Source organism: Brevundimonas sp., from assembly GCF_031412435.1.
In the GTDB taxonomy this organism is placed as follows: domain Bacteria; phylum Pseudomonadota; class Alphaproteobacteria; order Caulobacterales; family Caulobacteraceae; genus Brevundimonas.
This window is the reverse complement of record NZ_JANODA010000082.1, coordinates 16,954-42,294: the sequence shown is the minus strand read 5'-3', so window position 1 is coordinate 42,294 and position 25,341 is coordinate 16,954. Positions and strand designations below refer to the sequence as shown.

Genomic DNA, 25,341 nt, shown 5'->3' with positions numbered 1-25,341 from the left:
CGCGGGGACCACGCGCGCCGAGATGGTGGTGATCTTCTCCGAGAGCGTCGAGCACGTGAACCTGACGGCCCCGACCTGGGCCGGCGGCATCCGCTATGAAAACTATGTCGAGCCGACCTCGATCGTGGCGGAGACGATCTCGAGCAAGGACATGGATGCTTTCGTCATACCGGCTGATCCGGACGGCGAGGCGGCGACAGCGGCAGTCCACGATGTGAATCATCTCCGGACCGGTCTGGACACCTTCCTTCACGCGACCCGGGACGATCCGCTCATCGTCGGTCACGAAGAGAGCCTGTTCGACGCCGCGATCGAGCCGAATCTTACGCCGATCGACGCCCTGACGCCCGGACACAGCCACAGCGACTGGATGTAGGGCACGGATTCTTCCGCCGTGTCGTCTTCCGCCGGCGCCGCTCCAGTCAGATTCCGACGCCTGCCCCTTGACCTTTTTCCGCCGCACCTGTTCTCGACAACCATGGAATTCGCGCGGGCCCCGGGGAATCGCGCGATCATCCGGAACTTGAGTTCTTAAGGAAGACGCCATGCGCGCCAGCGGCCCGTTCAAATACGCCTCCATGAGCCGCCGCGCGGCCGTCACCGGAGCCGCGCTCGCGGCCATGACGATGCTGGCCGCCTGCTCCGGCGCCCAGACCAGCGCGCCCGCCGAGGGCGACATGGCGATGGGCGCGCCGGAAGGCGCCAAGGTCACCGTGGTCGAATACGCCTCGGTCACCTGCAGCCACTGCGCCACGTGGCAGACGCAGGTCTATCCCGAGTTCAAGGCCAAATACGTCGACACGAACAAGATCCGCTATGTCTTCCGCGAGTTCCCGACTGCCCCGGAATCCATCGCCGTCGCCGGCTTCCTGCTGGCCCGCTGCGCCGGGCCGGACAAGTATTTCCCGGTGATCCACGAGCTCATGGCCAGCCAGAGCGAGATCTTCGGCGGCGTGCCGCCCCGCACGGTCCTTCTGCGCATCGCAAACGGCGCCGGCCTGAGCGAGGAACAGTTCCAGGCCTGCGTCACCGACGCCGACGCGATCAAGGCGATGGACGCCCGCATCAAGTCCGCACTCGAGGTCGGCATCACCGGCACCCCCTACTTCCTTGTCAACGGTGAACACGTCCCCGACAGCTCCCTGGCCGGGCTGTCGGAAAAGATCGACGCCGCCCTGGCCGCGAGCTGAGCCGATGACCCTGTTCCGCAACCTGATCCTGGCCGTGGCGGCCCTGACGCTGGCCTCGTGCGGCGGCGGTTCGAAGGCCGTGGTAGACGGCGACATGGCCATGGGCGCGCCGGAAGGGGCCAAGGTCACCGTGGTCGAATACGCCTCGCCGACCTGCCCCCACTGCGCCCTGTGGCAGGAGAACACCTGGCCGGCGTTCAAGGCGGCCTATGTCGACACCAACAAGGTCCGCTACGTCTTCCGCGAACTGCCGACGCCGCCGGCCGAGGTCGCGGCCGCCGGCTTCCTGCTGGCCCGCTGCGCCGGACCGGACAGGTATTTCGACGTGATCCACGCCATCATGGAAAGCCAGACGGAATGGGGCGCGGGCGGCAATCCGCGCGACAGCCTGATCCGGATCGCCGGCGGCGTGGGCATCGACGAGGACGAGTTCGCCGCCTGCGTCACCAACCCGGAAGCCATCGCGGCCCTCGAGGCGCGAGTGAAGGCCGCAGTCGACGCGGGCGTGATCAACACCCCGACCTTCTTCGTGAACGGCAAACAGGTCTCGTCGCCCGGCGGCGAGGGCGCGGTCATGGCCGACCTGGCCCCCGCCATCGAAGCGGAGCTGGCCAAATGATCCGTTCGCTCCTTTTGATGCTGGCGCTGGTCGCCGCGCCGCTTTCGGTCTCGGCCCAGACAGCCTCCGGCCTGCCCGCCGTGAGCGCGAGCGACCGGGTGCTGGGCCGCGACGATGCGCCGGTGACGGTGATCGAGTATGCGTCCTTCGTCTGCAACCACTGCGCCCACTGGCACACGACCGTGCTGCCGTCGTTCAAGGCGCGGTTCATCGACACCGGCCAGGTGCGGCTGGTGTACCGCAACCTGCCGACCAATCCGGCGCAGGTCGCGGCCCGCGCCGCCGGCATCGCCCGATGCGCGGTTCCGGCGCGGTTCTTCGATGTGGCCTCCGCCTTCATGACGGGCCAGCAGGCCATCATCGACGGCGGGCCGCTGGCGACCTGGTACGCCGACGGCGTCGCGGCGAGCGGCCGGACCCAGGCCCAGATCGACGCCTGTCTGGCCGATCCGGCGACGCTGGACGGCATCCGCGCCGAGGTCGCGGGCGCAACGGCCGCCGGCGTCCAGGGCACGCCCAGCTTCTTCGTCAACGGCCGCGCCGTCTCGGACACCTCGCTGGAAGGCCTGACGGCGGCGATCCGGCCTCTTCTGCCGCGCACCTGACGAAGGCATGCAGTTCCAGCGCCTCCGGCTCGTCGGCTTCAAGTCGTTCGTCGATCCGGCGGAGGTGCAGATCGAGCCCGGCCTGACGGGGATCGTCGGACCGAACGGCTGCGGCAAGTCGAACGTGCTGGAATCGATGCGCTGGGTCATGGGCGCGAACTCGGCCAAGGCCATGCGCGGCACGGGCATGGACGACGTGATCTTCTCCGGGGCCTCGAACCGGCCGCCGCGCAACCACGCCGAAGTCCAGCTGACCATCGACAACGCCCAGAGGCGCGCGCCCCAGCCCTTTACCGACAGCGCCATCATCGAGGTGTCGCGCCGGATCGACCGGGGGCAAGGGTCGACCTATCGCATCAACGGCAAGGAGGTGCGGGCGCGGGACGTCCAGCTTCTGTTCGCCGACGCCTCGACGGGGGCGAACTCTCCGGCCCTGGTGCGGCAGGGACAGATCAGCGAGCTGATCGCCGCCAAGCCGCAGAACCGCCGGCGCATCCTTGAAGAGGCCGGCGGGGTGGCCGGTCTGCACACCCGTCGGCACGAGGCGGAGCTGAGGCTCAAGGCGGCCGAGGCGAATCTGGAACGGCTGGACGATATCGGGCGGGAGCTGGAGACGGCCCTGACACGGCTGAAGCGCGAGGCGCGGCAGGCGGAGAAGTACAAGAAGATTTCGGCCGAGATCCGGGCCCTGCAATCGGCCCTGCTGTTCGTGCGCTGGAACGATGCGCGGCTGGCGGCGGAGGCGGCGGCGGCGGAACTGAGCGCGGCGGACCGGGCGGTGGCGGAGGCGACGGCGGCGGCGGCCAGGGCCCAGACGGCGGCTCTGTCGGCGCAGGAGGGTCTCAAGCCGGCGCGGGAGGAGGACGCGGTGGCCGCGGCCCTGCTGCACCGGGCCTCGCTGGAACGCGACCGGCTGGACATGGCCGAGCAGTCGGCACGGGCCGAGGTCGACCGGCTGACCGCCGAGGCGCAGCGGATCGCCAACGACACCGAACGCGAGATCGCCATGTCGGGCGACGCCGGGGCCGAACTGGCGCGGCTGGGCGCCGAGCTGGAGGTGCTGACGGCCGAGATCGCGGCGGCGCCCGAGCGTGGGCCGGAGCTGGAGCGGGCGCTGGCGGCGGCCGAAGACGGCCGTCGGGCGGCGGACGCCGAGGTCGAGCGGCTGGCGGGCTCGCTGGCGGCGGTCGAGGCGCGGGCCAATGCCGAGACGGCGCGGAAGCGCGACGCCGAGGCGCGGGTGGCGCGGGCGGTGGCGGCTCTGGACGGAGCGAAGCGGGAGCGCGCGGCGTTGGGGCCGCTCGAGACGCCGGAGCTCGCCGCCGCGCACGAGGCGCTGGAGGCGGCGACGGCGGCGCTGGCCGAGGCGCGGGCGGGCGTTGAGACAGCCGAAGCGGATCGGGCGGAGCGGGCACGGGCGGAGCAGGAGGCACGCAACGGCGCGCGGGCGGCCGAGGACCGGCTGGGTCGGTTGCAGACCGAGGCGCGGGGGCTGGCGTCCCTGCTGGTCTCCGGGCGGCGGGATCATCCGCCGGCGCTGGATCAGGTCGGGGCCGACAAGGGCTACGAGGCGGCGCTGGCGGCGGCGCTCGGCGACGATCTGGACGCGGCGCTGGATGCCAGGGCGGCCGCCTACTGGGGCGGGGCGGACGTGCCCTCCCCGCTGTGGCCGGCCGGGGTCGAGCCGCTGGCGGATCATGTGACCGCGCCGGCGGCCCTGGCGGCGCGTCTGGCCCTGTGCGGTGTGGCCGGCAAGACGGAGGCGGCGGGGCTGGCGAAGGCGCTGCCGACCGGCGCGCGACTGGTGACGCGGGAGGGCGACCTCTACCGCTGGGACGGGTTCGTCAGCCGGGCCGAGGCGCCGCGACCGGCGGCGGTACGTCTGGCCCAGCGCACGCGGCTGGCGGAGCTGGAAGCGGACATCGACGCGGGCAAGCCGGCGCTGGAGACGGCGCAGGCGGCCCTGAAGGCGGCGACCGAAGCCTTCCGGGCGTCGGAAGAGACGGTGAAGGCGGCGCGGCTGCTGCCCTTTGCGGCGGACAAGGCGGTGACGACGGCGCGGGATGCGGTGCAGCGGCTGGCCAACGAACAGGCGCGACGCGAGGCGCGGGCGACGGCGCTGGACGAGACGCATGCGCGGTTGACGGTCGAGCACGAGGCGGCGGAGGCGGCCCTGGGCGAGGCCCTGACGACCGATGCGCCGTCGGAGACGCTGGACGCGCTGAAGGCCGAGCTGGCGGCGGCGCGCAAGGCGGCCGATGCGGCGCGCGGCGCGGCGGCGGGCGCACGGGCGGACCGGGATGCCGAGGCTCGGGACCGGGCCGGGCGCGAGCAGCGGCGGGGCTCCCTGACGCGGGAGCGCGACAGTTGGGCGGCGCGGGCGAAGGATTCGGCGGCGCGGATCACGGTGCTGGAAGGCGATGCCGGCAAGACGGCGGCCATGCTGCTGCAGGCCGAGCGGGCGCCCGAGGCTCTGGGGGCGCAGCGGTCGAAGCTGATGGACATGCTGACCTCGGCCGAGACGCGGCGGAAGGCGGCGGCGGATGCCCTGGCGGTGGCGGAGGCGGACGCCGGCGAGGCCGATCGCGCCAGCCGGGCGGCGGATGCGGCGGCGTCGAGCGCGCGCGAGGCCCGGGCCGGGCTGGCGGCCCGGTCGGAGGCGGCGGCGGAGCGGCTGCTGGACGCCCACAACAACGTCCGCGAGGCGGCGCAGATATCGCCCGAGGAACTGGGCCAGAAGCTGACCGACGACGCCATCGCCCGTCCGCCGGACGCGGCCGGGGCCGAGAGCCTGCTGTTCGGTCTCGAGCGGGAACGCGAGTTGTTGGGCGCGGTCAACCTGCTGGCCGAGGAAGAGGCCGAGGAATACGGCGAGCGGCTGCAGACCATGCGGCTGGAACGGTCGGACCTGACCAACGCCATCGCCAGGCTGCGCGACGGTATCGACGAGCTGAACGCCGAGGGGCGTGAACGGCTGGTCGCCGCGTTCGACGTCATCAACGACAACTTCAAAAGCCTGTTCGAGGCCCTGTTCGGGGGCGGCCAAGCGGAACTGAAGCTTGTCGAAAGCGACGATCCGCTGGAGGCCGGGCTGGAGATCTTCGCCTGCCCGCCCGGCAAGCGGCTGTCGGTCATGAGCCTGATGTCGGGCGGCGAGCAGGCCCTGACGGCGGCGGCGCTGATCTTTGCGGTCTTCCTGGCCAATCCGGCGCCGGTCTGCGTGCTGGACGAGGTGGACGCGCCGCTGGACGACGCCAACGTCGACCGCTTCTGCCGGATGCTGAACGAGATGCGGAACCGCACGGACACCCGCTTCATCGTCATCACCCACAACCCGGTGACCATGAGCCGGATGGACCGGCTGTACGGGGTGACCATGCCCGAGCGCGGCGTGTCGCAGCTGGTCAGCGTGGACCTGACCCAGGCCGAGAAGCTGGTCGCGTGATGCAGGACGTCCCGCCCCCACCCCTGCCGCCGCCTCCTGTCGGGCACGCATTGGCCATGACCGGCGTTGGGCGGTTCGTGGTGTTCGCCGATCTGGCGACGATCTGGCGTCAACCGACCTTCGTCATGATGCGGTCGCTTCAGGTTGTGGAAGAAGATTTCACGGTGGGGACGACGCGATACCTCGGCGGCTGGTCGTTATGGCGGTTCGACTGCGACGCCGGGATGGCGGATCGGCTGGACTTTGCCTCGGTCGCCGTAGACGGGACCAAGGGTCCGCCGATGCCGGAAGGACAGCCAGCCTATCCGGCGGCGCCCGGCGGGGATGCGGCGGAACTGATGGCCGTGGCGTGCGGGACGGTGGAGCCGGAGGTCGTGGCGACGACGGTGGAGGATGCCGTGAGGATCGGGCGGGCGGCGATGGCGGACTGATTCCTATCCCGGTGGGAGAGGGATATTCAGCCGATCCTGCGGCAGGGCCTCCGGGCAGTGATCCCGCATGAAGGCCAGCATCTTCTCACGGATCTCGCAGCGCAGATCGAACGCCACCGGCGCGGACCGCGCGCTGGCCAGGCAGCGGACCTGGGCGACGCGGTCGGTTATGTCGGTGACCTGGAGATTGACCACGTCGCCGTCCCACAGCGGCGAGGCCTTGCAGATGCGTTCGAGCTCGGCGCGGAGGCGGTCCATCGGCGCCTCGTAGTCGACATAGAGCATGGCTGTGCCGATCAGGCGGGAGGTCTCGCGGGTCCAGTTCTGGAACGGCTTTTCGATGAAATAGGTGAGCGGCAGGACCATCCGCCGCCAGTCCCACAGCTTGACCACGACGTAGGTCGAGGTGATCTCCTCGATCGTGCCCCACTCCCCTTCGACGATGACGGCGTCGTCGATGCGGATGGGCTGGGCGGTGGCGATCTGGATGCCGGCGAACAGGTTCTTGAGCACCGGCTGGAGCGCCAGGCCGGCGATGATGCCGATGACACCGGCCGAGGCCAGAAGCGATACGCCCCACTGACGCACCGCCCCGATGGTCATCAGGGCGAGGCCGACCGAGACGATGCCGATGATGATGATGGCCGCACGCTGGAGGATGCGGGTCTGGGTGATGTGTTTGCGCGCGACGAGGTTGTCCTCGGCCGCCATGTTGAACTTCCGCAGATAGACGACCGCCCACATCTCGACGGCGCCTGCCGCCATCCAGCCAAGCACGAGGATGGTCAGGAACAGCAGGATGGCGCGGATGGTCTGTGACGGGTCGGGGTCCAGCGGCGAGACGGTGACCGAAAAGCCGATGGCGATCAGGATGATGAGAACTCGCAGCTTCTCCCGCGCCCGTTCGACCACACCGCGCCAGAACAGATCGCGCTTCTTTACAGCGTGACGCAGGATGGAGAAGACGACGGCGTTCACCAGCCAGCCGGCGGCCACGAAGACCGTCACCACAATGGCGACGACCAGCCATTCGGGCAGCCAGTAGAACTGGCGCCAGAGCATCAGGATCTGATGCGTCAGGTTGGTGATTTCGGGCGGCATGGACGCAAACAGCGTGTCGGCGGCGTCTTCTGTTCCCACCGGCGGCAGGGCCGCGCCGGTCATCCGGCCGTGGCCTCGACCAGGTCGGCGAGGCGTTCGGCCGCGTCGGGGATGGCGACGGAGCGGGCTGCGGCGCTCATGGCGGCGAGGCGAGCGGGATCGGCGAGGACCCCGGCGACGGCGGCGGCCATGGCCTCCACGGTCACGTCGTCCTCGAGGATGACCTCGGCGGCGGAGACGTCGGTAAGAAGTTTCGCATTGAGGCGCTGGTGGTCGTCGGTGGCGATCTTCAGGGGGATCAGGATCGACGGCATGGCGGCGACGGCCAGTTCGGCGCAGGTCGAGGCGCCGGCGCGGCCGATGACCAGATGGGCGGCGGACAGGCGGGTGGCCATGTCGCGGAAGAAGGGGGCGACCTCGGCCTCGATGCCGGCGTCGAGATAGATCTGGCGCGAGGTATCCAGGGTTTCGGGGCGGGATTGCTGCTGGACCTTGAGGCGGCGCTTGATTGCGTCCGGCAGGGCGGCCAGTGCGCGGGGCGTGGTCTCGGACAGGAGGCGGGCGCCCTGCGAGCCGCCGGTGACCAGGATGTTGATCGGACCGTCTCCCGGGGGGGCCCAGGCGCGGTCGAACAGGGCGCGGATGTCGGCGCGGACGGGGGCGCCGACGACCAGCGCCCGTGATTTCACGGCGGGGCCGGCGCGTTCAAGCGTCGGGAAGGACGAGGCGACGGTGCGGACGTGGGGGGCCAGGGCGCGGTTTGTCCGGCCGAGGACGGCGTTCTGTTCGTGGATCAGGGTCGGGCGCTTCTGCAGGATCGCGGCGACGAGGGCCGGGGCGGACGGATAGCCGCCGAAACCGACGACGACCTGTGCGTCCAGGCGATTGAAGGCGGAGCGGGCCTGTTGCACGCCACGCACGATGGCGACGCCGGCCTTCAGGAGGCCGATGGGGCCGGAGCCGGTGGCGGCGTCCAGCGCAAGACGTTCCTCGGCCGGGAAGGCGTGGGCGTACTGTTCGCCGCGATGGTCGGTGGCGAGGACCACGCGCCAGCCGCGCGAGGCCATCTCGCGGGCGAGGGCCTCGGCCGGGAACATGTGTCCGCCGGTTCCGCCGGCGGCGACGACGCAGAGCTTCGCGGTGGTCATCGGCGGGGGTCTCTCTCTTTCGTCATTCCGGGCGCAGCGAAGCGAAGACCCGGAACAGGGCGGCGCCGAAGCGAAGCGTAGGCGATCTTAGCGGCGAGAGACGGCGTGTGCGACAGTTTCGCGCTCTCGCGCGCCGCCTTGTTCCGGGTCTACGGCGCTGCGCGCCTTCGCCCGGAATGACGAAAGAAGTTACGGCATCAACAACCGACGGGGCCGCTGGAGGCTGGCCCCCGGTTCGTAGGCGCCGGGGCGGCGGCGGGTCAGGGCGATGGCGAAGCCCATGGTCAGGCCCATGGCCATCATCGAGGAGCCGCCGTAGCTGATGAAGGGCAGTGTCATCCCCTTGGTCGGGATCAGGTTCAGGTTCACCGCGACGTTGATCGAGGCCTGCAGCCCGATCAGCATGAACAGGCCTGCCGCCGCCGTCTGTTCGAACGGGTCGTTCAGCTTCATGGCCCGGCCCATGCCGCGGAAGACGATGAAGGCGTAGAGACCGATCATGATCAGGCTGAGGACCAGGCCGAACTCCTCGGCGCCGACGGAATAGATGAAGTCGGTGTGCAGGTCGGGGACCGAGCGCTTCATGACCCCCTCGCCCACCCCGCGTCCGACCAGGCCGCCGGCGCGGATGGCCTCGGAGGCGCGGTCGATCTGGTGGGTGTCCTCGACGCCGGGCGAGACGAACTTGGCGACCCGCGACTGGACGTGCGGGAACAGCAGATAGATGGCGGTCATGCCGGCGACGAACATCCCGCCCAGCACCGCCACCCAGCGCAGCGGCACCCCGGCCATGAAGAAGACGGCCATGAAGGTCGTGGTGATCAGAAGCGTCTGGCCGATGTCGGGCTGGATCAGCAGCAGGGCCACGGTCACGACGTAGAAGCCGAAGGCGATGGAGACGCCGGGCACGCCCTGCCCCTTCTGGCCTTCAGCGAACATCCAGGCGGCGAAGACGATCAGGCTGGGCTTGGCGAACTCAGACGGCTGGAGGCTGAACGGCCCGAGATTCACCCAGCGCGCCGCGCCCTTCACCGTGTCGCCGATGAAGGGCAGCAGGGCCATGACGACTATGGCCCCGATCAGGCCCAGGACCGCGATCCGGCGCACGCCTCGAGGCGACAGGAGCGACATGGTCAGCATCAGGCCGACGCCGCCCGAGGCCCAGACGATCATGCGCCAGGAATAGTGGAAGGGATCGGTGATCGACTGGTCGGCCAGGATGGCGGCTGGAGACGAGGCGAAGCTGAGCATGACGCCCAGCCCCATCAGCGCCAGCGCCGCGCCGAGCAGGCCGCGATCCACCGTCCAGAACCACTGGGCGATCGGGCTCTGGTCGTTGCGCGAGAAGGGGTGGGAATAGACGGCCTGGGTCATGGTTTCTCAACCATGAACGGAAGGGGTAGCTCCGAGGTTAAGAACAGCGGCCCGGAACGCTTCTCCGCGCGCCTCGAAGTCGGGGAACTGGTCGAAGCTGGCGCAGGCGGGACTGAGCAGGACGACCTGATCGCCGCCAGCCTCGGCCGCGTCGGCGGCCGCAAGGGCGACGGCCTTGGCCATGTCCCCGGCGATGACGTGGGGCGTGTCGCCAAGGGTGGCGGCGAAATCCTCGGCGGCCTCTCCGATCAGATAGGCCCTGGCGACGCGGGGAAAGAGATCGGCCAGTTCGGCGATGCCGCCCTCTTTCGCCCGGCCGCCAGCGATCCAGTAGGACGTCGGCCAGGACATCAGGGCCTGACGTGCGGCGTCGGTGTTGGTGGCCTTGGAGTCGTTGACGAAGCGGACCGCGCCGAGCTGACCGACCGTCTCCATGCGATGGGCGAGGCCGGGGAAGGTCATCAGGCCCTCGACGGCGCTCTCGTGCGAGACGCCGACGGCGCGGGCGGCGGCATAGGCGAAGGCGGCGTTCTGGGCGTTGTGGCGGCCGGGCAGAGAGCGGGCCGGGGCGAGGTCGGCGATGGCCACGCCGTCGGCGATGAGCCTGCCTCCGGTCGCATCGACGATGATGAAACGCCCGGCCTCGAAGGCCGGGATATGGTCCGGCAGGCGTTCGGCGAGCTCGGCGACGGGGACGCCGCCGGTCGGATCGACGAAACGGGGCGGGGTGCGGGTGGTGATGGTGCTGATCCGCAGGCCGCGCCAGTTCAGGGCGTTTACGGTGGTCCAGCCCCAGTCGTCGTCGACGCCGACGAGGGCGACCTTGTCCGGCGTCATCTCCTGGAACAGACGGGTCTTGGCCAGGACATAACCGCCCATGCCGCCGTGGCGGTCGAGGTGGTCGGGGCTGATATTGGTCAGGATCGCGACGTCGGGGGCGAAGGAGGTCGTCAGGTCCAGCTGGTAGCTGGAGACCTCGATGACATAGGCCTCGACCTCGGCCGGGGGCGGCAGGGCGAGGACGCCGATGCCGATATTGCCGCCGACGGCGATCTTCATCCCCGCCTGTTTCAGCACCCAGCCGATCAGGGCGGTCGTCGTGGACTTGCCGTTGGTGCCGGTGATGGCGATCACCTTCGGCCGCAGGGAAGCCGGGGTGGCGGCGAGCGCGCGGGCGAACAGTTCGATGTCGCCGATGACAGGGACGTTCGCCGCCCTCGCCTTGTCGACGGTCCAGTGGGGCTTCGGGTGTGTCAGGGGCGCGCCGGGCGAGAGGACCAGGGCGGCGAACCCGGACCAGTCGGCGACGGTCAGGTCTTCGAGCACGAAGCCCTCGGCCTCGGCCTGCATGCGGCCGGACACGCCGTCGTCCCAGAGGACGGGCTCGGCCCCGCCGGCCTTGAGGGCGCGCGCGGCGGTGATGCCCGAGCGGCCGAGGCCGAAGACCGCGACGCGTTGGCCTTCGAAGCCGGGAACCGGGATCACGGGTCTAGCGCAGCTTGAGGGTGGACAGGCCGATCAGGGCCAGCATGGCGGCGACGATCCAGAAGCGGATGACCACGGTCGATTCCGGCCAGCCCATCTTCTCGAAATGGTGGTGGATCGGGGCCATCAGGAAGATGCGCTTCTTGGTGGCCTTGAAATAGGCGACCTGGATCATGACCGAGGCGGCCTCGATGACGAACAGGCCGCCGACGATGCCGAGGACCAGTTCGTGCTTGGTGGCGACGGCGATGGCTCCGAGCGCGCCGCCCAGAGCCAGCGACCCGGTGTCGCCCATGAAGATCTTGGCCGGTGGGGCGTTGTACCAGAGGAAGCCCACGCCTCCGCCGATGATGGCGGCGCAGAAGATGGCCAGTTCGCCCGAGCCCGGCACATGGTGGACGCCGAGGTATTCCGAGAAGACGAAGTTGCCGACGAGGTAGGAAATCACGCCGAAGGCCGCCGCCGACATCATCACCGGCACGATAGCCAGGCCGTCGAGGCCGTCGGTCAGGTTCACAGCGTTCGAGAACCCGACCAGGGTGAAGGCGGCGAAGGCGACGTAGAACCAGCCGACGTTCAGCAGCACATCCTTGAAGAAGGGGAACGCGATCGAGGTCTCTAGGCCTGGCGAGGTCGGGGACTGGGTCATCCACAGCACCACCAGAACTCCGGCGATCACCGAGACGACGATCTGGGCGACCAGTTTCTGTTTCGAGGTCAGGCCGGCAGAGGTCTGTTTCGTCACCTTGGCGTAGTCGTCGATGAAGCCGAGCACGCCGAAGGCTCCGGTCACGCCGGATACGATCCAGATATAGGGGTTGGTCAGGTCACCCCACAGGAAGACCGCGACGGCGATCCCCGCCAGGATCATCAGCCCGCCCATGGTCGGGGTGCCGACCTTGGACAGGTGGGAAATGGGGCCGTCGGCGCGGATCGGCTGACCCTTGCCCTGTTTAACCCGCATGAAGGCGATGAACCGGCTGCCCATCGCCACCGCGACGATCATGGCCGTGGCCATGGCCAGGGCGACGCGCACCGTCTGGTACTGGACCAGGTTCAGCAGCGGATACTCGTTCGCCACGTCGGCGTAGTAGAGATAGAGCAGATAGAACATGGCGGCCCCCGGGTGTCTCTAGCGCTCTAGCGCTGCAAGGGCCGCGGCCACAAGCGATGCCTTGGACCCGTTCGAGCCCTTCACCATGACGATGTCGTTCGGTCCGACCAGATCGGCGGCCCGGGCGGCGAGATCGGCTGCGCTCCCGGCCCAGACGCCGCGACGGGCGGGCGGCAGGGCGTCGTACAGATGGCGCATCTCAGGTCCGGCGACGTGGACGACGTCGAGGCCGGCCAGATCGATCGGCGCGGCGAGGCCGGCGTGAAGCGCTTCGGACTGGTCGCCCAGTTCAAGCATGTCGGTGAGGACCACGATGCGGCGGCCGCCCGGCTGCACCGGCTTCGCGCCGAGCGAGCGGAACCCGGCCGTCATCGACAGAGGATTGGCGTTGTAGCTCTCGTCGATCAGGGTGAAGGCGCCGCCGGGGATGCGGACGCTGCGGGTCTCGCCCCGGCCCTTGAGCGGTTCGAAATCGGCCAGGGCGGCGAGGGCGGTCCCGACCGGAACATCCAGCGCGTCGAGCATCAGGATCACGGCCAGGCTGTTCAGGCCCCAGTGGAAGCCCGACTGTTTCAGCGGGAAGACGTGGCGGTGGCCGTAGACCTCGGCGGTGACGACGGCGCCGGCGGGATTTGGAGTGAAGTCGATCAGGCGAGCGTCATGGGCGGGCTCGGACCCGAAGGCCGCCACCCGGGCGCCGACATGCAGCGCCGCCTGACGCAGCATCGGTTCCCACGGGTTGTCGCCGTTGATGACGGCCAGACCGCCCGGCCCGAGACCCTGGAAGATGGCGGCCTTCTCAGCCGCGACCCCGGCCTCGCCATCGGCGAAGGCCTCGATATGGACTGGGCCAACGGTGGTCACGCAGGCGGCGTGCGGCTGGACCATCTTCGACAGGGGCGCGATCTCGCCGGGCGCGTTCATGCCGATCTCGAACACGGCGCGCTCGACCGAGGGGTGCATGCGAGCCAGCGTCAGGGGCACGCCGATATGGTTGTTGTAGCTCTTGATCGAGGCGTGGGCCGGACCGGCGAGGTCGAGACCGGCCTTGATCGCCTGGGTCACGCTGGTCTTGCCGACGCTGCCGGTGACGGCGCCGCGGCGGACATGCGGCGCGCGGTCGCGGGCGGCGGCGCCCATGGCTTCCAGCGCGTGCAGGGTGTCAGGAACGATGACGCAGGGACCGCCGTCGACGGCGCGTTCGACCAGGGCGCCCGAGGCTCCGGCGGCGAAGGCGGAGGCGGCGAAGTCATGGCCGTCGCGCGCGCCCTTCAGCGCGAGGAACAGCTCGTCCGGCCCGATCTCGCGGCTGTTGTAGGTGAGGCCCTCGGCGGCGAAGTCGCCACCCTCGATCCGCCCTCCGGTGGCGACGGCTATCTCTTGAGCCGTCCAGAGAGGCAGGGTCGTTTCAGGCATTTACGCGCAGGGCCTCGGCAAGTTCGAATGCGTCGTCGAAGGGATGAGTCGTCCCGCCCACGATCTGTCCCTGTTCATGCCCTTTTCCGGCGACGACGACCACATCTCCGTCGCTCATCATGGCGGTGGCCTCGCGAATGGCGGCGCGGCGGTCGCCGATCTCCCTGGCGCCGGGGCAGCCGGCACGGACCTCGGCGCGAATGACGGCGGGGTCTTCGGAGCGGGGATTGTCGTCGGTGACAATGGCGACGTCGGCGAGGCGGCAGGCGATCTCGCCCATCAGCGGGCGCTTGCCCTTGTCGCGATCGCCGCCGGCCCCGAAGACGACGATCAGACGGCCGGTGGCGTGGGGGCGCAAGGCCTTGAGCACGGTTTCGAGGCCGTCGGGCGTGTGGGCGTAGTCGACATAGGCCTCACCCCGGCCGCCGGAGACGCGTTGCAGACGGCCGGCCGCGCCGGTGATCTTCTCCAGAGCGTGCAGGACCCGGCCCGCATCCTCGCCGGCGGCGATGCACAGGCCCGCCGCGACCAGGGCGTTGGAGGCCTGGAAGGCGCCGGCCAGAGGCAGGAGGACGTCGTGGCGATCCCCGCGCACGTCGAGGACCAGCCGCTGGCCCTCGGGCACGGCGCGGCGTTCGATCAGCGACAGGTCCCGGCCCCGCTCGCCTACGCCCATGACGCCGAGACCCGACATGATCGAGGCGGCGGCGAAGGCGTTGTAGGCATCGGAATCGGCGTTCAGGACGGCGGTGCGGCCGCGCGGCAGGAGGGTCTCGAACAGGCGCAGCTTGGCGGACCGGTAGGCCCCCATGTCGCCGTGATAGTCGAGGTGGTCCTGGGTCAGGTTGGTGAAGGCGGCGGCCTTGAGGCTGACCCCGTCCAGTCGGCGCTGGTCGATGCCGTGAGACGAGGCTTCGAGCGCCAGATGGGTCACCCCGCCTTCGGCCAAGGTGGCCAGCAGGCGGGCGGCGTCGCCGGCGTCGGGGCTGGTCAGGCCCGGCGGGGTGAGGGCTTCGGAGACGGAGCCCGATTGGGCCACGACGCCGAGGGTGCCCATGCTCGCCGCCTTCAGGCCCAAACCGGCCCAGATCTGGCGGCAGAAGGCGGCCACCGAGGTCTTGCCGTTGGTGCCTGTGACGGCGACGCAGGTGGCGGGCTGGGCGCCGTAGAAGCCGCGCGCCGCGAGCGCGTAGGCGCGGCGGACGTCGCCCGAGCGGACCAAGAGCGGCGCGAGGTGCTCGGGCGTGTCCTGAGGAGCGAGAATGGCGGCCGCCCCCTGGGACAGGGCCTGGGGGATAAAGGCGCGGCCGTCCGCGGCGTTGCCCGGCAAGGCGACGAACAGGGAGCCAGGGGCGACCTTGCGGCTGTCGGCCGTCACACCCGTGATCATCGGATCGGCGGCGACATCGCGGCGCAGGAGGTCGGACAGGCGGATCGCGCTCATGGGGCGACCACCGGAGCGGGCGGATCGATGCGGCGCTGGATGCCGAGGAAGCCCGCGATCCGGTCGGCGACACGGCCGACAACGGGCGCGGCGATCGCTCCGCCGAGGCGGGACCCCTGGCTGGGCTCGTCGATCAGGACGAAGATGACGTAGCGCTGGGCGTCCGCCGGACCGTCGGCCGGGAAGACGGCGGCGAAGGAGCCGATCCCGTGCGATGCGTCATAGCGGCCGTTGACCAGCTTGTTCGCCGAACCGGTCTTGCCGCCGACGCGCAGGCCCTCGGCGTTCGCCTGGCCGCCCGAGCCCCGCAGGACGTTGGCGCGCATCAGTTCACGCATCGCGGCCGAGGTCTCGGCGCTGACGACGCGATGGCCTTCGGAGCCCACGCCGCCGCGGCGCAGCGACAGGGGGCGGTAGATGCCGCCGTTGACCAGGGCGACGGTGGCCGCCGTCATCTGCAGCGGGGTGATCATGATGCCGTAGCCGAACGACATCGAGGCCCGGGTCGAGTCTGACCAGTCGTGCGGACGGCGTGGACGGGCGCTTTCCTTCAGCTCGATCGGGGCGGCGTCGAGCAGGCCCAGCTTGGTGAAATACGAGCGCATCGTGTCGGCGCCCATCTCGACCGCAAGGCGCGAGGTGCCGATGTTGGAGGAGTGCAGATAGACCTCTTCCAGCGACAGGATCTTGTTGGTTGCGTGGAAGTCCTGAATGCGGCGGTTACCGATCATATAGGCCTGGGAAGCGTCGATCATCGTGTCGAGATCGGCCAGGCCGGTGTCGATGGCGGCGGCGACGGTGAAGGTCTTGAAGACCGACCCCATCTCGTAGTGGGCCGAGGTCACGCGGTTCAGGGCGGCGGCGTCCGAGGCCTGTCCCCGGCGGTTGGCGTCGTAGGCCGGCCAGGAGGCCATGCCCAGGATCTCGCCGGTCCGGGCGTCGGCGACGACCCCGACCGCGCCCTTGGCGCCGACTTCGGAAGCGACGGCGCCGAGTTCGTTCTCGAGCACGCCCTGGACGCGCAGGTCGATGGACAGGGCGAAATCCTCGCCTCTGGCGCCCGCGTCGCGGATGGCGTCGTTGAAGGCCAGTTCGGCGCCGGAGACGCCCTGACCGCCCGAATCCGCCGTGCCGATGACGTGGGCGGCCGAGCTGTTCAGCGGATAGACGCGGCGGTCCTCGGGCTCGAACGACACGCCGCCGAGGGCGAGGGCATGAACCGCCTGACGCTCGGCCGGGGTCAGGCCGGGCTGGGCGATCAGGCGACGGTCGCCGTCGAGCACGCGACGCAGGCGGGTCGCGGAGATGTCCGGCAGGGCGCGACGGATCTGGCGGAAGGCGGCGTCCCTGTCCCAGACCTCGGACGGATCGATGTAGAGGCCGTAGTGGGTGATGTTGGTCGCCAGCAGCGCCCCGTTGCGGTCGGTCAGGTCGGCGCGCTGCAGGGCGCCTGCGACGACGGAGGCGCCGTGCCCGACCCGGGGCGCCAGCAGGGCTGCGTGGGCGGCGCCCAGCACCAGGGCTGCGAACACCACCATGAATACGGCCCGGATCAGGAAGATGCGGACGCGGGTGTCCTCTTCCGGCCTGGCGTCGGCGCGGGCGCGCTCGAAGGCGTGCTCGACGAACCAGACCGCCTCGCCCATCCAGCGGAGCCAGGGCGAGACCGTCGAGGTCAGGGGGCGGCCGACGCCGGGGGCCGGGCGGAAGGGGCGCGGATCGTGAACCGTCATCGCACGGTCTCCGCAGGGCGGGCGGCGACTTCGGCGGGCGCATCAGCCGGAGCGGCCGGCTCGGTAACTTCGGGCTCAGGCGCGACCGGAGCCGGGACGTGGACCGGCTTCAGATTCGCAAGGGCGGTCTCGTCGACCTGACGTTCGGCCTCGACGGGGGCGAGCTCGGCGCCGCGCGAAAGGGTCTCCAGACGGCCGGGCTGTTCCAGACGGGCGGCCTCGGCGCGCAGCAGGCGGACGCGCTGGGCGTTCTCGGCGATCTGGCGTTCCAGCTGGCCGATGGCGGCGCTCTCGCGGGCCGCGGCGGCCTTGGCGACATAGACGGAGAAGACCATGGCGGCCACGCACATGACGCCGATGATCTCGATCCAGCGGATGCCGCGGATCTTCCAGTCGAACAGGCGCTGAACCGGATTGCGGATCATGCGGCCGACTTCCAGGAAGAGGTCTTCCAAGGAGGGGCCCCGGTGCGGACGGCGGCGCGCAGCTTGGCCGAACGCGAACGCGGATTGGCGGCCAGTTCTGCGTCGCCTGCCTCGCGGGCTCCCTTGAACTGGAGCGTGAAGCTGGGCTTGCGCGTCTCGATGGCGACGGGGGCGTGGCGCGAACCGCCCGGCGCATTGCCGCTGCGCTCGGTCAGGAAGGCCTTCACGATCCGGTCTTCGAGCGAATGGAAGGTGACCACGGCCAGACGCCCGCCCGGCGACAGGGTGCGCTCGGCGGCTTCAAGCCCCCGGGTCAGCTCGCCGAGCTCGTCGTTCACGGCGATACGCAGGGCCTGGAAGGTGCGGGTCGCTGGATGGGTCGGGGCGCCGCGACGGCCGCCCAGCGCCTTCTCGACGACATCGGCGAGGTCGAGCGTGCGGGCGAAGGGCTGGGCGATACGGCGGCGCAGGATGGCGGTGGCGATGCGTCCTGACTGACGCTCGTCGCCGTATTGCTTGAGGATGTGGGCCAGAGGGCCGTGATCCCAGCCGTTGACGATGTCGGCGGCGCTTTCACCCTCGCCCGACATACGCATATCGAGCGGGCCGTCGCGCATGAAGGAGAAGCCGCGTTCGGCCTCGTCCAGTTGCATGGAGGAGACGCCGATATCGAAGACCGTGCCGTCGAGCTTCGCTTCACCGGTTTCGGCGAAGGCGTCGGACAGGCCTGAGAAGGCGGTGCGGACCAGCTGGAACTGGCCGGGATAGTCGTTGGCGACAGCGTCGGCATGCCGCTGGACCGTGGGGTCGCGGTCGAGGGCGATGACCCGGGCGCCGGTCGCGAGGATGGCGCGGGTGTAGCCGCCGGCGCCGAAGGTGGCGTCGATGATCACATCGCCGGCCTTGGGGGCCAGGGCCTCGATGACTTCATCCAGCAGGACGGGGGCGTGGGGCCCAGACATTGGAGCGCTCATGCGTCGTTCCCCGGCATGCGACGGCGGGCGACGTCGCCGCGTTCGCGCATGGCCTTGCGCGCCAGCACGCGGCGGTCGTCCTTGCGGGCGTTCCAGCGCGCGCGGTCCCAGATCTGGAAGCGCGGCCCCATGCCGACGATGACGACGTCCTCGCCGAGACCGGCTTCCTGGCACAGGTTTTCGGGCAGGGTGATGCGGCCGCCGCCGTCGTAGGCGAGTTGTTTCTGGCCGCCGTAGACGGTTTCCTCGAGCGCCGTGCGCCAGTCGTCGCCGAACGGCAGGGCCTCGATCATGGCGACGTATTCCGCCATCAGCTTGTCGCCGCCGGCCTCAAGGCAGTCGGACTCGACCGAGAAGAAGCAGAAGACGCCCAGGTCGGCGCCGTTGTCGGCGGTGCGGAACTCCTGCGGGATCAGGAGGCGGCGCTTGCCGTCCAGCTGCTTCTCACTGGTTCCGAGAAACACGCCCGTCCCAATCGAGCCTGTCGGCCCGCCCCAAGAGTTCATCCCCGCGCCCGAAAAGCCGGCGCCGCCAATCCCCGCATCGTTGTTATGGGATAGCATGGGATGGACTGGGTCTCAATGGGATTGGTTGACGATATTTAACCAAGTTGGGGATGTTGCAGCGTCGCGACAGCATAAATCAGAACATACACAGAACATCGCAAGTATTAACAGGCTGGGGATAGTGCGCCCCGGTTTGGTCGAAGGGGTTAACGGCACCCGCAATCCTCCCCGTCGGGGAAGAACCGGGCTCAAACAGCGAGCGACCGCGTCGCGAGCGGTAGCCCGCCAAAAAGAGAAAATGCCAGACGGCCTGTAAGCCGGGTTCTGTCCGTCCGAAGACGTGACGATCATTCCTCTGGACCACCCGTCGCCGGATGGTTCTCGCGACCTACCCGGACGCCTCGGGCGGTGAACCCTGCGGGCGAACCCGCGCGACGTCCCTATTCGGTCTTGCTCCAGGCGGGGCTTGCCATGCCGTCGCTGTTACCAGAGACGCGGTGGGCTCTTACCCCACCCTTTCACCCTTTCCCGCGCCGAAACGCAGGAGGTTTGCTTTCTGTGGCGCTGTCCCTCGGGTCACCCCGGGCGGGCGTTACCCGCCGCCTTTTCACCGTGGAGCCCGGACTTTCCTCGACGGGAGCAAGTCCCGCCGCGACCGCCCGGCCGTCTGGCGAGGGCTAGGTGGACGCTTTGCGCCGCAAGGTCAATTCAGGACGCCGGTGATGCTTTCCGCCGTCGCGAGCTGCAGCACCCCCATCAGGGTCGCCCGGGTCTCGCCGTCAGCGACGCCATCGACCCGGGAGGGACGCCAGTGACGCTGGAAGGCCTCGACGGTGATGCGGGTTTCGTCGGTGTATTTGCCGTCCGGCAGGGGTTCGTAGCCGAGGCGGTGCAGGCCCGCCTGCAGGACGTGGACGCCGAGGCCCTCATCGCCGACAGCCAGGGGGACGCCGAGGGCGGCGATGCGCTCCCGGGCGGGCTCGAACCACAGGCCCTGACGGTGTTCGGCCAGCGTCCTCCAGGGGAAGCGTTCGCCCGGATCCTGCTTTCGGGTCGGGGCGACGTCGGAGTGGCCGAGGATGCGCGCATCCTCGATGGCCCACCGGGTCCGGATCTCGTCGATCAGGGTGACGACGGAGGCGATCTGGGCGTCGGGGAAGTCCCGGTACCCGAACTCATGGCCCGGATTGACGATCTCGATGCCGATGGAGACGGCGTTGATGTCGGTCTCGCCCTTCCACCAGGACTTGCCGGCGTGCCATGCGCGGCGCTCCTCGGGCACGAGGCGCAGGACCGAGCCGTCCTCGTCAATGACGTAGTGGGCCGACACCCCGGCCTCGGGATCGCGCAGGCGCGCGACGGCGGCCTCGGCGGTCTGCATGCCGGTGTAGTGGAGCAGGACCATGTCGGGCGGGCCGCGACGCTGGTCGAAATTCGGCGAGGGCGCCTCGGTGATGGTCAGCATAGGCGGCTTTAGCGCCCGTTACGTTCCCACCCGTAGGCGACCCAGGTGTCGCCGACCTTCTCGGCCTCGATCACATCGTCATTGCGACGGGCGCGAACGGTGACGCGGCGACGGGCGCGCATGGCAAGACCGGCGAAGAAGATCAGGATGCTGGCGCACAGCGCGATCACGGCGACGGCTGCGGCGGTGAAGACCGCCAGCAGCGCGCCCACGGTCAGGGCCGCCACGGTCGCAATCACGCCACCGAGCCACATGATCGGCGCGAGAAGGCCCTGGGGCCGACGGCGATTCTGGACACCCAGGGTGGCGAACGGATCCTGCGTCATCTCTATTCCTTGTCGAGCGTTCCGCAAAACGCCTGAACCCCCAATGTCGGTCCCCGGAGCTGAACCGTCAATGACCAGCCGCTTCACAGGCGAGTGTTAATCGTCGCACCCGGATCGTTTACAGCGGCTGATCGGCCAGGACCGAGGCCCCCTGCCCGCGCATCCGCTCGGTCTCTGCTCGCGACAGGATGGCCTGAGCTTGCGGGTCAGCCATGACGCCGCCAAGCGCGACCAGCGCCCGGGCTGCCTCGGACTGGACGCCGAAGGCCTCGGACAGAGCCTCCCACGGTGACTGCGGCTCAGGGAAGCGCTTGAAGCGAACCGACTGATTCTCGGGAATATTGGCCAGTTCACGCGCCTTGCCGATCGCCTCGGTCAGGCCGCCCAGCTGGTCGACGAGGCCAAGCGTCTTGCCTTGCGCGCCGGTCCAGACGCGGCCGCGTGCGATCTCGCGCACACGGGCGATGGGGATGCGACGACCGGTCGCCACGCGCTGGACGAACTCCTCATAGGTGCGGTCCATCGAGGCGGAGAAGGCGGCGCGCTGCGATTCGGAGAAGCCGGACGAGGGGCTGAAGGCGTCGGAGTACTGCCCGCCGACCGTCAGGCCGCGCAGGTCGACGCCGAAGCGCCCGAGCGCCTCGGACACCACGAACTTGCCGCCGAACACGCCGATGGAGCCGGTCAGGGTCGAGGGCTGGGCCACGATCCAGTTCGCTTCGGAGCTGATCCAGTAGCCGCCGGAGGCCGCGTAGTCGCCCATTGAGACCACGACCGGCTTGCCCGCCGCCTTGGCCGCGCGGACGGCGGCCAGGATCTGTTCGGAGGCTTCCGGCGATCCGCCGGGCGAAGAGACGCGGAAGACGATGGCCTTGACCGACTTGTCCTCAATGGCGTCGTAGATGGCCTCGGCCGTGGCGTCGGAAGCGATGGAGGATCCGCCGCCGAAGCCGCCGCCTCCGCCCGTCCCGGTCATGATCGCGCCCTCGCCGCCGACGATGGCGATGGCGTCGCGGCCCGCGCCCATCCGCTCGCCCTGGGACGAGGCGTAGTCGGAGAACTCGATGATGTCGGCGCCGTTTCCGGCGCGGCGTTTGGCTTCCGCCTCCGCCTCCTCGACCTGACCGATCTTGTCGACGAGTTTGAGCTGGAGCGCCTGGGTCGCGGAATAGGGCCCCGCCTCGATCGTGGCCTTCAGCGCCGGGGCCTCGACCTTGCGGTCGAAGGCGGCGTTGGCCAGGGCCGAGTCATAGATGGACGTCATCCAGGCCGTCATCGCCTCGCGGTGCGGGCCGGTGTAGTCCGACTGGGTGAACTCGTTGACGGCGTTCTTGTATTCGTAGCGCTGCTCGAACTCGGCGCGGACGCCGTATTTTTCGAACGCGCGGCCCAGGAAGACGCTGTCGGCGGAGAAGCCCGTGGCCTGGAAGTTGGCGGTGTTCTGCATCCACAGCTCGGAAGCGGCGGCGCCGACCATATAGCTGGAGATCACCGTGCCGAGGGGCATGAAGCCCTGGGAATGGGCGATGACCGGCTTGCCCGACGCGCGGAAGCGGCGGACGGCCTGACGGATCTCGTCGGCGGCGGCAGGGGCCAGGCCCGCTTCCGGCAGACGGACCAGCAGGACTTTGACATGGTCGTCCTTCTCGGCCTGCGCCAGGGTGTCGACGATGCCGACGACCGACAGGCCCGAGCCCCCGAAGGCGGCGAACGGATTGGTCGAAACCTGATCGGTGATGCCTTCGCGCAGATCCAGCTCCAGGACCGCGTTGGCAGGCGTGGCCGGCTCGCTGGAGGACGCCGCCGCCGCGATGATCAACACGATCGGCAGGACGACGACGAACAGGATCAGGCCGGTGAAGACACCGAGCACCGTCAGGAAGAATTGTTTCATGGGCGGGGGAGCGTCCGGTCCGGCGGCCAGGGTCGACCTGTCCTGAACATAGTGGCGGGGGCGTTGCGGTCAAATGAACGTCGGGTAACAGGGGAATCCGTCAGGAGTGGTCATTTCGCATTCGCAGCATCGCGATTGATGACGAGGCGGGAAATCCCTATATCCCCCGTCTGCGAGCGGGGGCCTATCGCCCCGCGTCATGACTGGACCGCACCTCCCATGCTGGTCACCCTGATGAAGGCCAAGCTGCACCGCGCTACGGTGACCCAGGCCGACCTGGACTATGAAGGCTCGATCGCCATCGACGGCGATCTGCTGGATGCCGCCGGCATCTTCCCGAACGAGCAGGTCGATGTGCTGAACATCACCAACGGCGCCCGGTTCACCACCTATGCGATCGAGGCCCCGCGCGGGTCGAAGGTCATCGGCGTCAACGGCGCAGCCGCGCGTCTGGTGCAGAAGAACGACAAGGTCATCGTGGTGACCTACGGCCAGCTGCCGGCCGATGAGGCCCGCCAGTGGTCGCCGACCGTGGTGCTGCTGGATGAAGGCAATGTGGTGAAGGCGGCGGCCTGAGAAGCTCCCCTGTCCCGTCGGGAGAGGGCCTGAGGCCCGCAAAGCGTTAGCGATGCGTCCTGGCCGAAAGAGTGAGGGGTCATGCCCTCACCGGTCAGCGCCAGCTCTTCAACCTTGTGCGCAAGGACGACGGCTGTCGCCGCCGTTCGCTCAAGCCCTCTCCCGCTGGGAGAGCGGTAGGCGGTCGATACCCAGCGCCTTGAGCGCCGACGCCGCGATATGCTCGGCGTCCAGTCCCGCTTCGACATACTGCGCCGCCGGGCTGTCCTGATCCTGGAAAACGTCGGGCAGATGCAGGGTGCGGATCTTCAACCCGGCATCCAGCGCGCCCACGCTCGCCAGATACTGAAGCACGAAGGCGCCGAAGCCGCCCATGGCGCCCTCCTCGACCGTGATCAGGGCCTCGTGCTCGCGCGCCAGGCGGGTGATCAGGTCATGATCGAGCGGCTTGGCGAAGCGGGCGTCGGCGACCGTGGCCGAGACGCCGTGTGCGGCCAGGATGTCGGCGGCCTTCAGTGATTCCTGCAGGCGCGTACCGAACGACAGGATGGCGACGGCCGTGCCCTCGCGGACGATCCGACCCTTGCCGATCTCCAGCGGGGCGGAGAATTCGGGGATTTCCACCCCGACGCCGTCGCCGCGCGGATAGCGGAAGGCGGACGGACGGTCATCGATCTCGCAGGCGGTGGCGATCATGGCGGCCAGATCCGCCTCGTCGGCGGCCGCCATCAGCACCATGCCCGGCAGGGCGCCCATGTAGCCGATGTCGAACGATCCGGCGTGGGTCGAGCCATCGGCGCCCACGAGTCCCGCGCGGTCCATGGCGAAGCGGACCGGCAGTTTCTGGATCGCCACGTCGTGGACGACCTGGTCATAACCGCGCTGGAGGAAGGTCGAATAGATGGCGCAGAAGGGCTTCATGCCGTCGGCGGCCAGACCAGCGGCGAAGGTCACCGCATGCTGCTCGGCGATGCCGACATCGTAGGTCCGGTCGGGGAAGGCCTGTCCGAACAGATCGAGACCTGTGCCCGAGGGCATGGCGGCGGTGATGGCGACGATGGACGGATCGCGCCCGGCCCGTTTGATCAGCTCCGTCCCGAACACCTTGGTGTAGCTGGGGGCGTTGGAGACGGTCTTGTTCTGCTTTCCGGAAACCACGTCGAACTTGACCACCGCGTGCAGTTTATCGGCGCTGCTTTCGGCGGGGGCGTATCCCTTGCCCTTCTGGGTCACGACATGGACGAGGACCGGCCGGTCGGTAATGGCGGCGGCGTTCTTGAGGATGGGGACCAGGTTATCCATGTCGTGCCCGTCGACCGGGCCGATGTAGTAGAAGCCGAGCTCCTCAAAGAAGGTGCCGCCGACGATCATGCCGCGGGCGTATTCCTCGGCCTTGCGCGCCGCATTGCGGAACGGGCGGGGCATGTGTTCGGCGACCTTCTTTCCGAACTCGCGGAAGTTCCGGTAGGCGCCGCCCGAGACCTGTTTGGCCAGATAGGCGCTCATGCCGCCGACCGGGGGCGCAATCGACATGTCGTTGTCGTTAAGGATGACCGTCAGCTGGCCGGTCGTCTCGGCCGCGTTGTTCATTGCCTCATAGGCCATGCCGGCCGACATGGAGCCGTCGCCGATCACGGCTACGACCCTGTTCTTCTCGCCCTTCTGATCGCGGGCGGCGGCGAAGCCGAGCGCTGCGCTGATCGAGGTCGAGGCGTGGGCCGCGCCGAACGGGTCGTATTCGCTCTCACTCCGCTTGGTGAAGCCCGAAAGGCCTCCGCCCATGCGCAGGGTGCGGATCCGGTCGCGACGGCCGGTCAGGATCTTGTGCGGATAGCACTGGTGGCCGACGTCCCAGATCAGGATGTCCCTGGGCGTATCGAAGACGTGGTGGAGCGCGACCGTCAGTTCGACCACCCCGAGACCCGCGCCGAGGTGGCCGCCCGTCGTGGACACGGCGTCGATCGTCTCGGCCCGAAGCTCGTCCGCCAGCTGACGCAGCTGTGCGGCGTCGAAACCGCGCATGTCGGCGGGGACGTGGACTGTGTCGAGCAAGGGGGTGTCAGGCATCTA

22 protein-coding genes and 1 other RNA gene are annotated in these 25,341 nt (G+C 69.5%); 7 read left to right on the top strand and 16 right to left on the bottom strand.

Annotation, left to right across the window (positions count from 1 at the left end):
* From RMO01_RS16250 to RMO01_RS16225, 6 genes are all read left to right on the top strand, one after another.
* Positions 1 to 376, top strand: a 376-nt coding sequence (locus tag RMO01_RS16250; RefSeq protein WP_309630107.1) for a hypothetical protein, incomplete at its 5' end; no start/stop codon positions are given.
* 169 nt (positions 377 to 545) lie between these two features.
* Positions 546 to 1,190 (top strand): DsbA family protein, encoded by a 645-nt coding sequence (locus RMO01_RS16245; RefSeq protein ID WP_309630106.1) that lies wholly within the window; start codon positions 546 to 548, stop codon positions 1,188 to 1,190.
* A 4-nt stretch (positions 1,191 to 1,194) separates the two neighbouring features.
* Positions 1,195 to 1,809 carry a DsbA family protein gene (locus RMO01_RS16240; RefSeq protein WP_309630105.1) on the top strand — a complete coding sequence of 205 codons (615 nt, stop codon included), beginning with the start codon at positions 1,195 to 1,197 and terminating at the stop codon, positions 1,807 to 1,809.
* A complete protein-coding gene (locus tag RMO01_RS16235) occupies positions 1,806 to 2,414 on the top strand; it encodes a DsbA family protein (protein WP_309630104.1) in 609 nt (202 codons plus the stop codon). The genes RMO01_RS16240 and RMO01_RS16235 overlap by 4 nt, the downstream gene beginning before the upstream one ends.
* A gap of 7 nt (positions 2,415 to 2,421) precedes the next feature.
* Positions 2,422 to 5,859 (top strand): AAA family ATPase, encoded by a 3,438-nt coding sequence (locus RMO01_RS16230; RefSeq protein ID WP_309630103.1) that lies wholly within the window; start codon positions 2,422 to 2,424, stop codon positions 5,857 to 5,859.
* 56 nt (positions 5,860 to 5,915) lie between these two features.
* Positions 5,916 to 6,290: a surface-adhesin E family protein gene (locus tag RMO01_RS16225; RefSeq protein ID WP_309630102.1), complete on the top strand. Its 375-nt coding sequence runs from the start codon at positions 5,916 to 5,918 to the stop codon at positions 6,288 to 6,290.
* A 3-nt stretch (positions 6,291 to 6,293) separates the two neighbouring features.
* Here the strand turns inward: RMO01_RS16225 and RMO01_RS16220 are convergent, their stop codons facing one another.
* From RMO01_RS16220 to sppA, 15 genes are all read right to left on the bottom strand, one after another.
* Positions 6,294 to 7,454 carry a mechanosensitive ion channel family protein gene (locus RMO01_RS16220; protein WP_309630101.1) on the bottom strand — a complete coding sequence of 387 codons (1,161 nt, stop codon included), beginning with the start codon at positions 7,452 to 7,454 and terminating at the stop codon, positions 6,294 to 6,296.
* Positions 7,451 to 8,539 (bottom strand): undecaprenyldiphospho-muramoylpentapeptide beta-N-acetylglucosaminyltransferase, encoded by a 1,089-nt coding sequence (gene murG, locus RMO01_RS16215; protein ID WP_309630100.1) that lies wholly within the window; start codon positions 8,537 to 8,539, stop codon positions 7,451 to 7,453. The genes RMO01_RS16220 and murG overlap by 4 nt, the downstream gene beginning before the upstream one ends.
* 189 nt (positions 8,540 to 8,728) lie before the next feature.
* A complete protein-coding gene (locus RMO01_RS16210; RefSeq protein WP_309630099.1) occupies positions 8,729 to 9,913 on the bottom strand; it encodes a putative peptidoglycan glycosyltransferase FtsW in 1,185 nt (394 codons plus the stop codon).
* 6 nt (positions 9,914 to 9,919) lie between these two features.
* Positions 9,920 to 11,398 (bottom strand): UDP-N-acetylmuramoyl-L-alanine--D-glutamate ligase, encoded by a 1,479-nt coding sequence (murD, locus tag RMO01_RS16205; RefSeq protein ID WP_309630098.1) that lies wholly within the window; start codon positions 11,396 to 11,398, stop codon positions 9,920 to 9,922.
* Between the two features lie 4 nt (positions 11,399 to 11,402).
* On the bottom strand, positions 11,403 to 12,512 hold the full coding sequence (gene mraY / locus RMO01_RS16200; RefSeq protein WP_309630097.1) for a phospho-N-acetylmuramoyl-pentapeptide-transferase: 1,110 nt from the start codon (positions 12,510 to 12,512) through the stop codon (positions 11,403 to 11,405).
* A gap of 18 nt (positions 12,513 to 12,530) precedes the next feature.
* Positions 12,531 to 13,928 carry a UDP-N-acetylmuramoyl-tripeptide--D-alanyl-D-alanine ligase gene (gene murF, locus RMO01_RS16195; RefSeq protein WP_309630096.1) on the bottom strand — a complete coding sequence of 466 codons (1,398 nt, stop codon included), beginning with the start codon at positions 13,926 to 13,928 and terminating at the stop codon, positions 12,531 to 12,533.
* Positions 13,921 to 15,372 carry a UDP-N-acetylmuramoyl-L-alanyl-D-glutamate--2,6-diaminopimelate ligase gene (locus tag RMO01_RS16190; RefSeq protein WP_309630095.1) on the bottom strand — a complete coding sequence of 484 codons (1,452 nt, stop codon included), beginning with the start codon at positions 15,370 to 15,372 and terminating at the stop codon, positions 13,921 to 13,923. The genes murF and RMO01_RS16190 overlap by 8 nt, the downstream gene beginning before the upstream one ends.
* Positions 15,369 to 17,018 (bottom strand): penicillin-binding protein 2, encoded by a 1,650-nt coding sequence (locus RMO01_RS16185; RefSeq protein WP_309630111.1) that lies wholly within the window; start codon positions 17,016 to 17,018, stop codon positions 15,369 to 15,371. Before RMO01_RS16185 ends, RMO01_RS16190 begins: the two co-directional genes overlap by 4 nt.
* An 83-nt stretch (positions 17,019 to 17,101) precedes the next feature.
* The gene (locus tag RMO01_RS16180; protein ID WP_309630094.1) at positions 17,102 to 17,560 is read right to left on the bottom strand and encodes a cell division protein; all 459 of its coding nucleotides are present in this window, start codon (positions 17,558 to 17,560) and stop codon (positions 17,102 to 17,104) included.
* Positions 17,527 to 18,492: a 16S rRNA (cytosine(1402)-N(4))-methyltransferase RsmH gene (gene rsmH, locus RMO01_RS16175; protein ID WP_409013095.1), complete on the bottom strand. Its 966-nt coding sequence runs from the start codon at positions 18,490 to 18,492 to the stop codon at positions 17,527 to 17,529. The genes RMO01_RS16180 and rsmH overlap by 34 nt, the downstream gene beginning before the upstream one ends.
* An 8-nt stretch (positions 18,493 to 18,500) precedes the next feature.
* Positions 18,501 to 18,968, bottom strand: a complete 468-nt coding sequence (locus RMO01_RS16170) for a division/cell wall cluster transcriptional repressor MraZ (RefSeq protein ID WP_309630110.1) — start codon at positions 18,966 to 18,968, stop codon at positions 18,501 to 18,503.
* Between the two features lie 339 nt (positions 18,969 to 19,307).
* Positions 19,308 to 19,681, bottom strand: an RNA gene (gene rnpB / locus RMO01_RS16165) — RNase P RNA component class A.
* A 32-nt stretch (positions 19,682 to 19,713) separates the two neighbouring features.
* Positions 19,714 to 20,475 carry an N-acetylmuramoyl-L-alanine amidase gene (locus RMO01_RS16160; protein ID WP_309630092.1) on the bottom strand — a complete coding sequence of 254 codons (762 nt, stop codon included), beginning with the start codon at positions 20,473 to 20,475 and terminating at the stop codon, positions 19,714 to 19,716.
* An 8-nt stretch (positions 20,476 to 20,483) separates the two neighbouring features.
* Complete coding sequence (locus RMO01_RS16155; protein WP_309630091.1) at positions 20,484 to 20,801, bottom strand: hypothetical protein; 318 nt, start codon at positions 20,799 to 20,801, stop codon at positions 20,484 to 20,486.
* Positions 20,802 to 20,919: 118 nt separating this feature from the next.
* The gene (gene sppA, locus RMO01_RS16150; RefSeq protein WP_309630090.1) at positions 20,920 to 22,695 is read right to left on the bottom strand and encodes a signal peptide peptidase SppA; all 1,776 of its coding nucleotides are present in this window, start codon (positions 22,693 to 22,695) and stop codon (positions 20,920 to 20,922) included.
* A 219-nt stretch (positions 22,696 to 22,914) separates the two neighbouring features.
* On the opposite strand from sppA, the gene panD reads away from it, so the two are divergent.
* Positions 22,915 to 23,271, top strand: a complete 357-nt coding sequence (gene panD / locus RMO01_RS16145) for an aspartate 1-decarboxylase (protein WP_309630089.1) — start codon at positions 22,915 to 22,917, stop codon at positions 23,269 to 23,271.
* 150 nt (positions 23,272 to 23,421) lie between these two features.
* On the opposite strand, the gene dxs is transcribed toward panD, so the two are convergent.
* Positions 23,422 to 25,338 (bottom strand): 1-deoxy-D-xylulose-5-phosphate synthase, encoded by a 1,917-nt coding sequence (gene dxs, locus RMO01_RS16140; protein WP_309630088.1) that lies wholly within the window; start codon positions 25,336 to 25,338, stop codon positions 23,422 to 23,424.
* Between the last annotated feature and the right edge of the window lie 3 nt (positions 25,339 to 25,341).

Bases quoted from the DNA above. Each gene is read 5' to 3' on its own strand.
- RMO01_RS16245 (WP_309630106.1), top strand. From the start codon at position 546: ATGCGCGCCAGCGGCCCGTTCAAATACGCCTCCATGAGCCGCCGCGCG.
- RMO01_RS16240 (WP_309630105.1), top strand. From the start codon at position 1,195: ATGACCCTGTTCCGCAACCTGATCCTGGCCGTGGCGGCCCTGACGCTG.
- RMO01_RS16235 (WP_309630104.1), top strand. From the start codon at position 1,806: ATGATCCGTTCGCTCCTTTTGATGCTGGCGCTGGTCGCCGCGCCGCTT.
- RMO01_RS16230 (WP_309630103.1), top strand. From the start codon at position 2,422: ATGCAGTTCCAGCGCCTCCGGCTCGTCGGCTTCAAGTCGTTCGTCGAT.
- RMO01_RS16225 (WP_309630102.1), top strand. From the start codon at position 5,916: ATGACCGGCGTTGGGCGGTTCGTGGTGTTCGCCGATCTGGCGACGATC.
- RMO01_RS16220 (WP_309630101.1), bottom strand. From the start codon at position 7,454: ATGACCGGCGCGGCCCTGCCGCCGGTGGGAACAGAAGACGCCGCCGAC.
- murG (WP_309630100.1), bottom strand. From the start codon at position 8,539: ATGACCACCGCGAAGCTCTGCGTCGTCGCCGCCGGCGGAACCGGCGGA.
- RMO01_RS16210 (WP_309630099.1), bottom strand. From the start codon at position 9,913: ATGACCCAGGCCGTCTATTCCCACCCCTTCTCGCGCAACGACCAGAGC.
- mraY (WP_309630097.1), bottom strand. From the start codon at position 12,512: ATGTTCTATCTGCTCTATCTCTACTACGCCGACGTGGCGAACGAGTAT.
- murF (WP_309630096.1), bottom strand. From the start codon at position 13,928: ATGCCTGAAACGACCCTGCCTCTCTGGACGGCTCAAGAGATAGCCGTC.
- RMO01_RS16190 (WP_309630095.1), bottom strand. From the start codon at position 15,372: ATGAGCGCGATCCGCCTGTCCGACCTCCTGCGCCGCGATGTCGCCGCC.
- RMO01_RS16185 (WP_309630111.1), bottom strand. From the start codon at position 17,018: ATGGGCGAGGCGGTCTGGTTCGTCGAGCACGCCTTCGAGCGCGCCCGC.
- rsmH (WP_409013095.1), bottom strand. From the start codon at position 18,492: ATGTCTGGGCCCCACGCCCCCGTCCTGCTGGATGAAGTCATCGAGGCC.
- RMO01_RS16160 (WP_309630092.1), bottom strand. From the start codon at position 20,475: ATGCTGACCATCACCGAGGCGCCCTCGCCGAATTTCGACCAGCGTCGC.
- RMO01_RS16155 (WP_309630091.1), bottom strand. From the start codon at position 20,801: ATGACGCAGGATCCGTTCGCCACCCTGGGTGTCCAGAATCGCCGTCGG.
- sppA (WP_309630090.1), bottom strand. From the start codon at position 22,695: ATGAAACAATTCTTCCTGACGGTGCTCGGTGTCTTCACCGGCCTGATC.
- panD (WP_309630089.1), top strand. From the start codon at position 22,915: ATGCTGGTCACCCTGATGAAGGCCAAGCTGCACCGCGCTACGGTGACC.
- dxs (WP_309630088.1), bottom strand. From the start codon at position 25,338: ATGCCTGACACCCCCTTGCTCGACACAGTCCACGTCCCCGCCGACATG.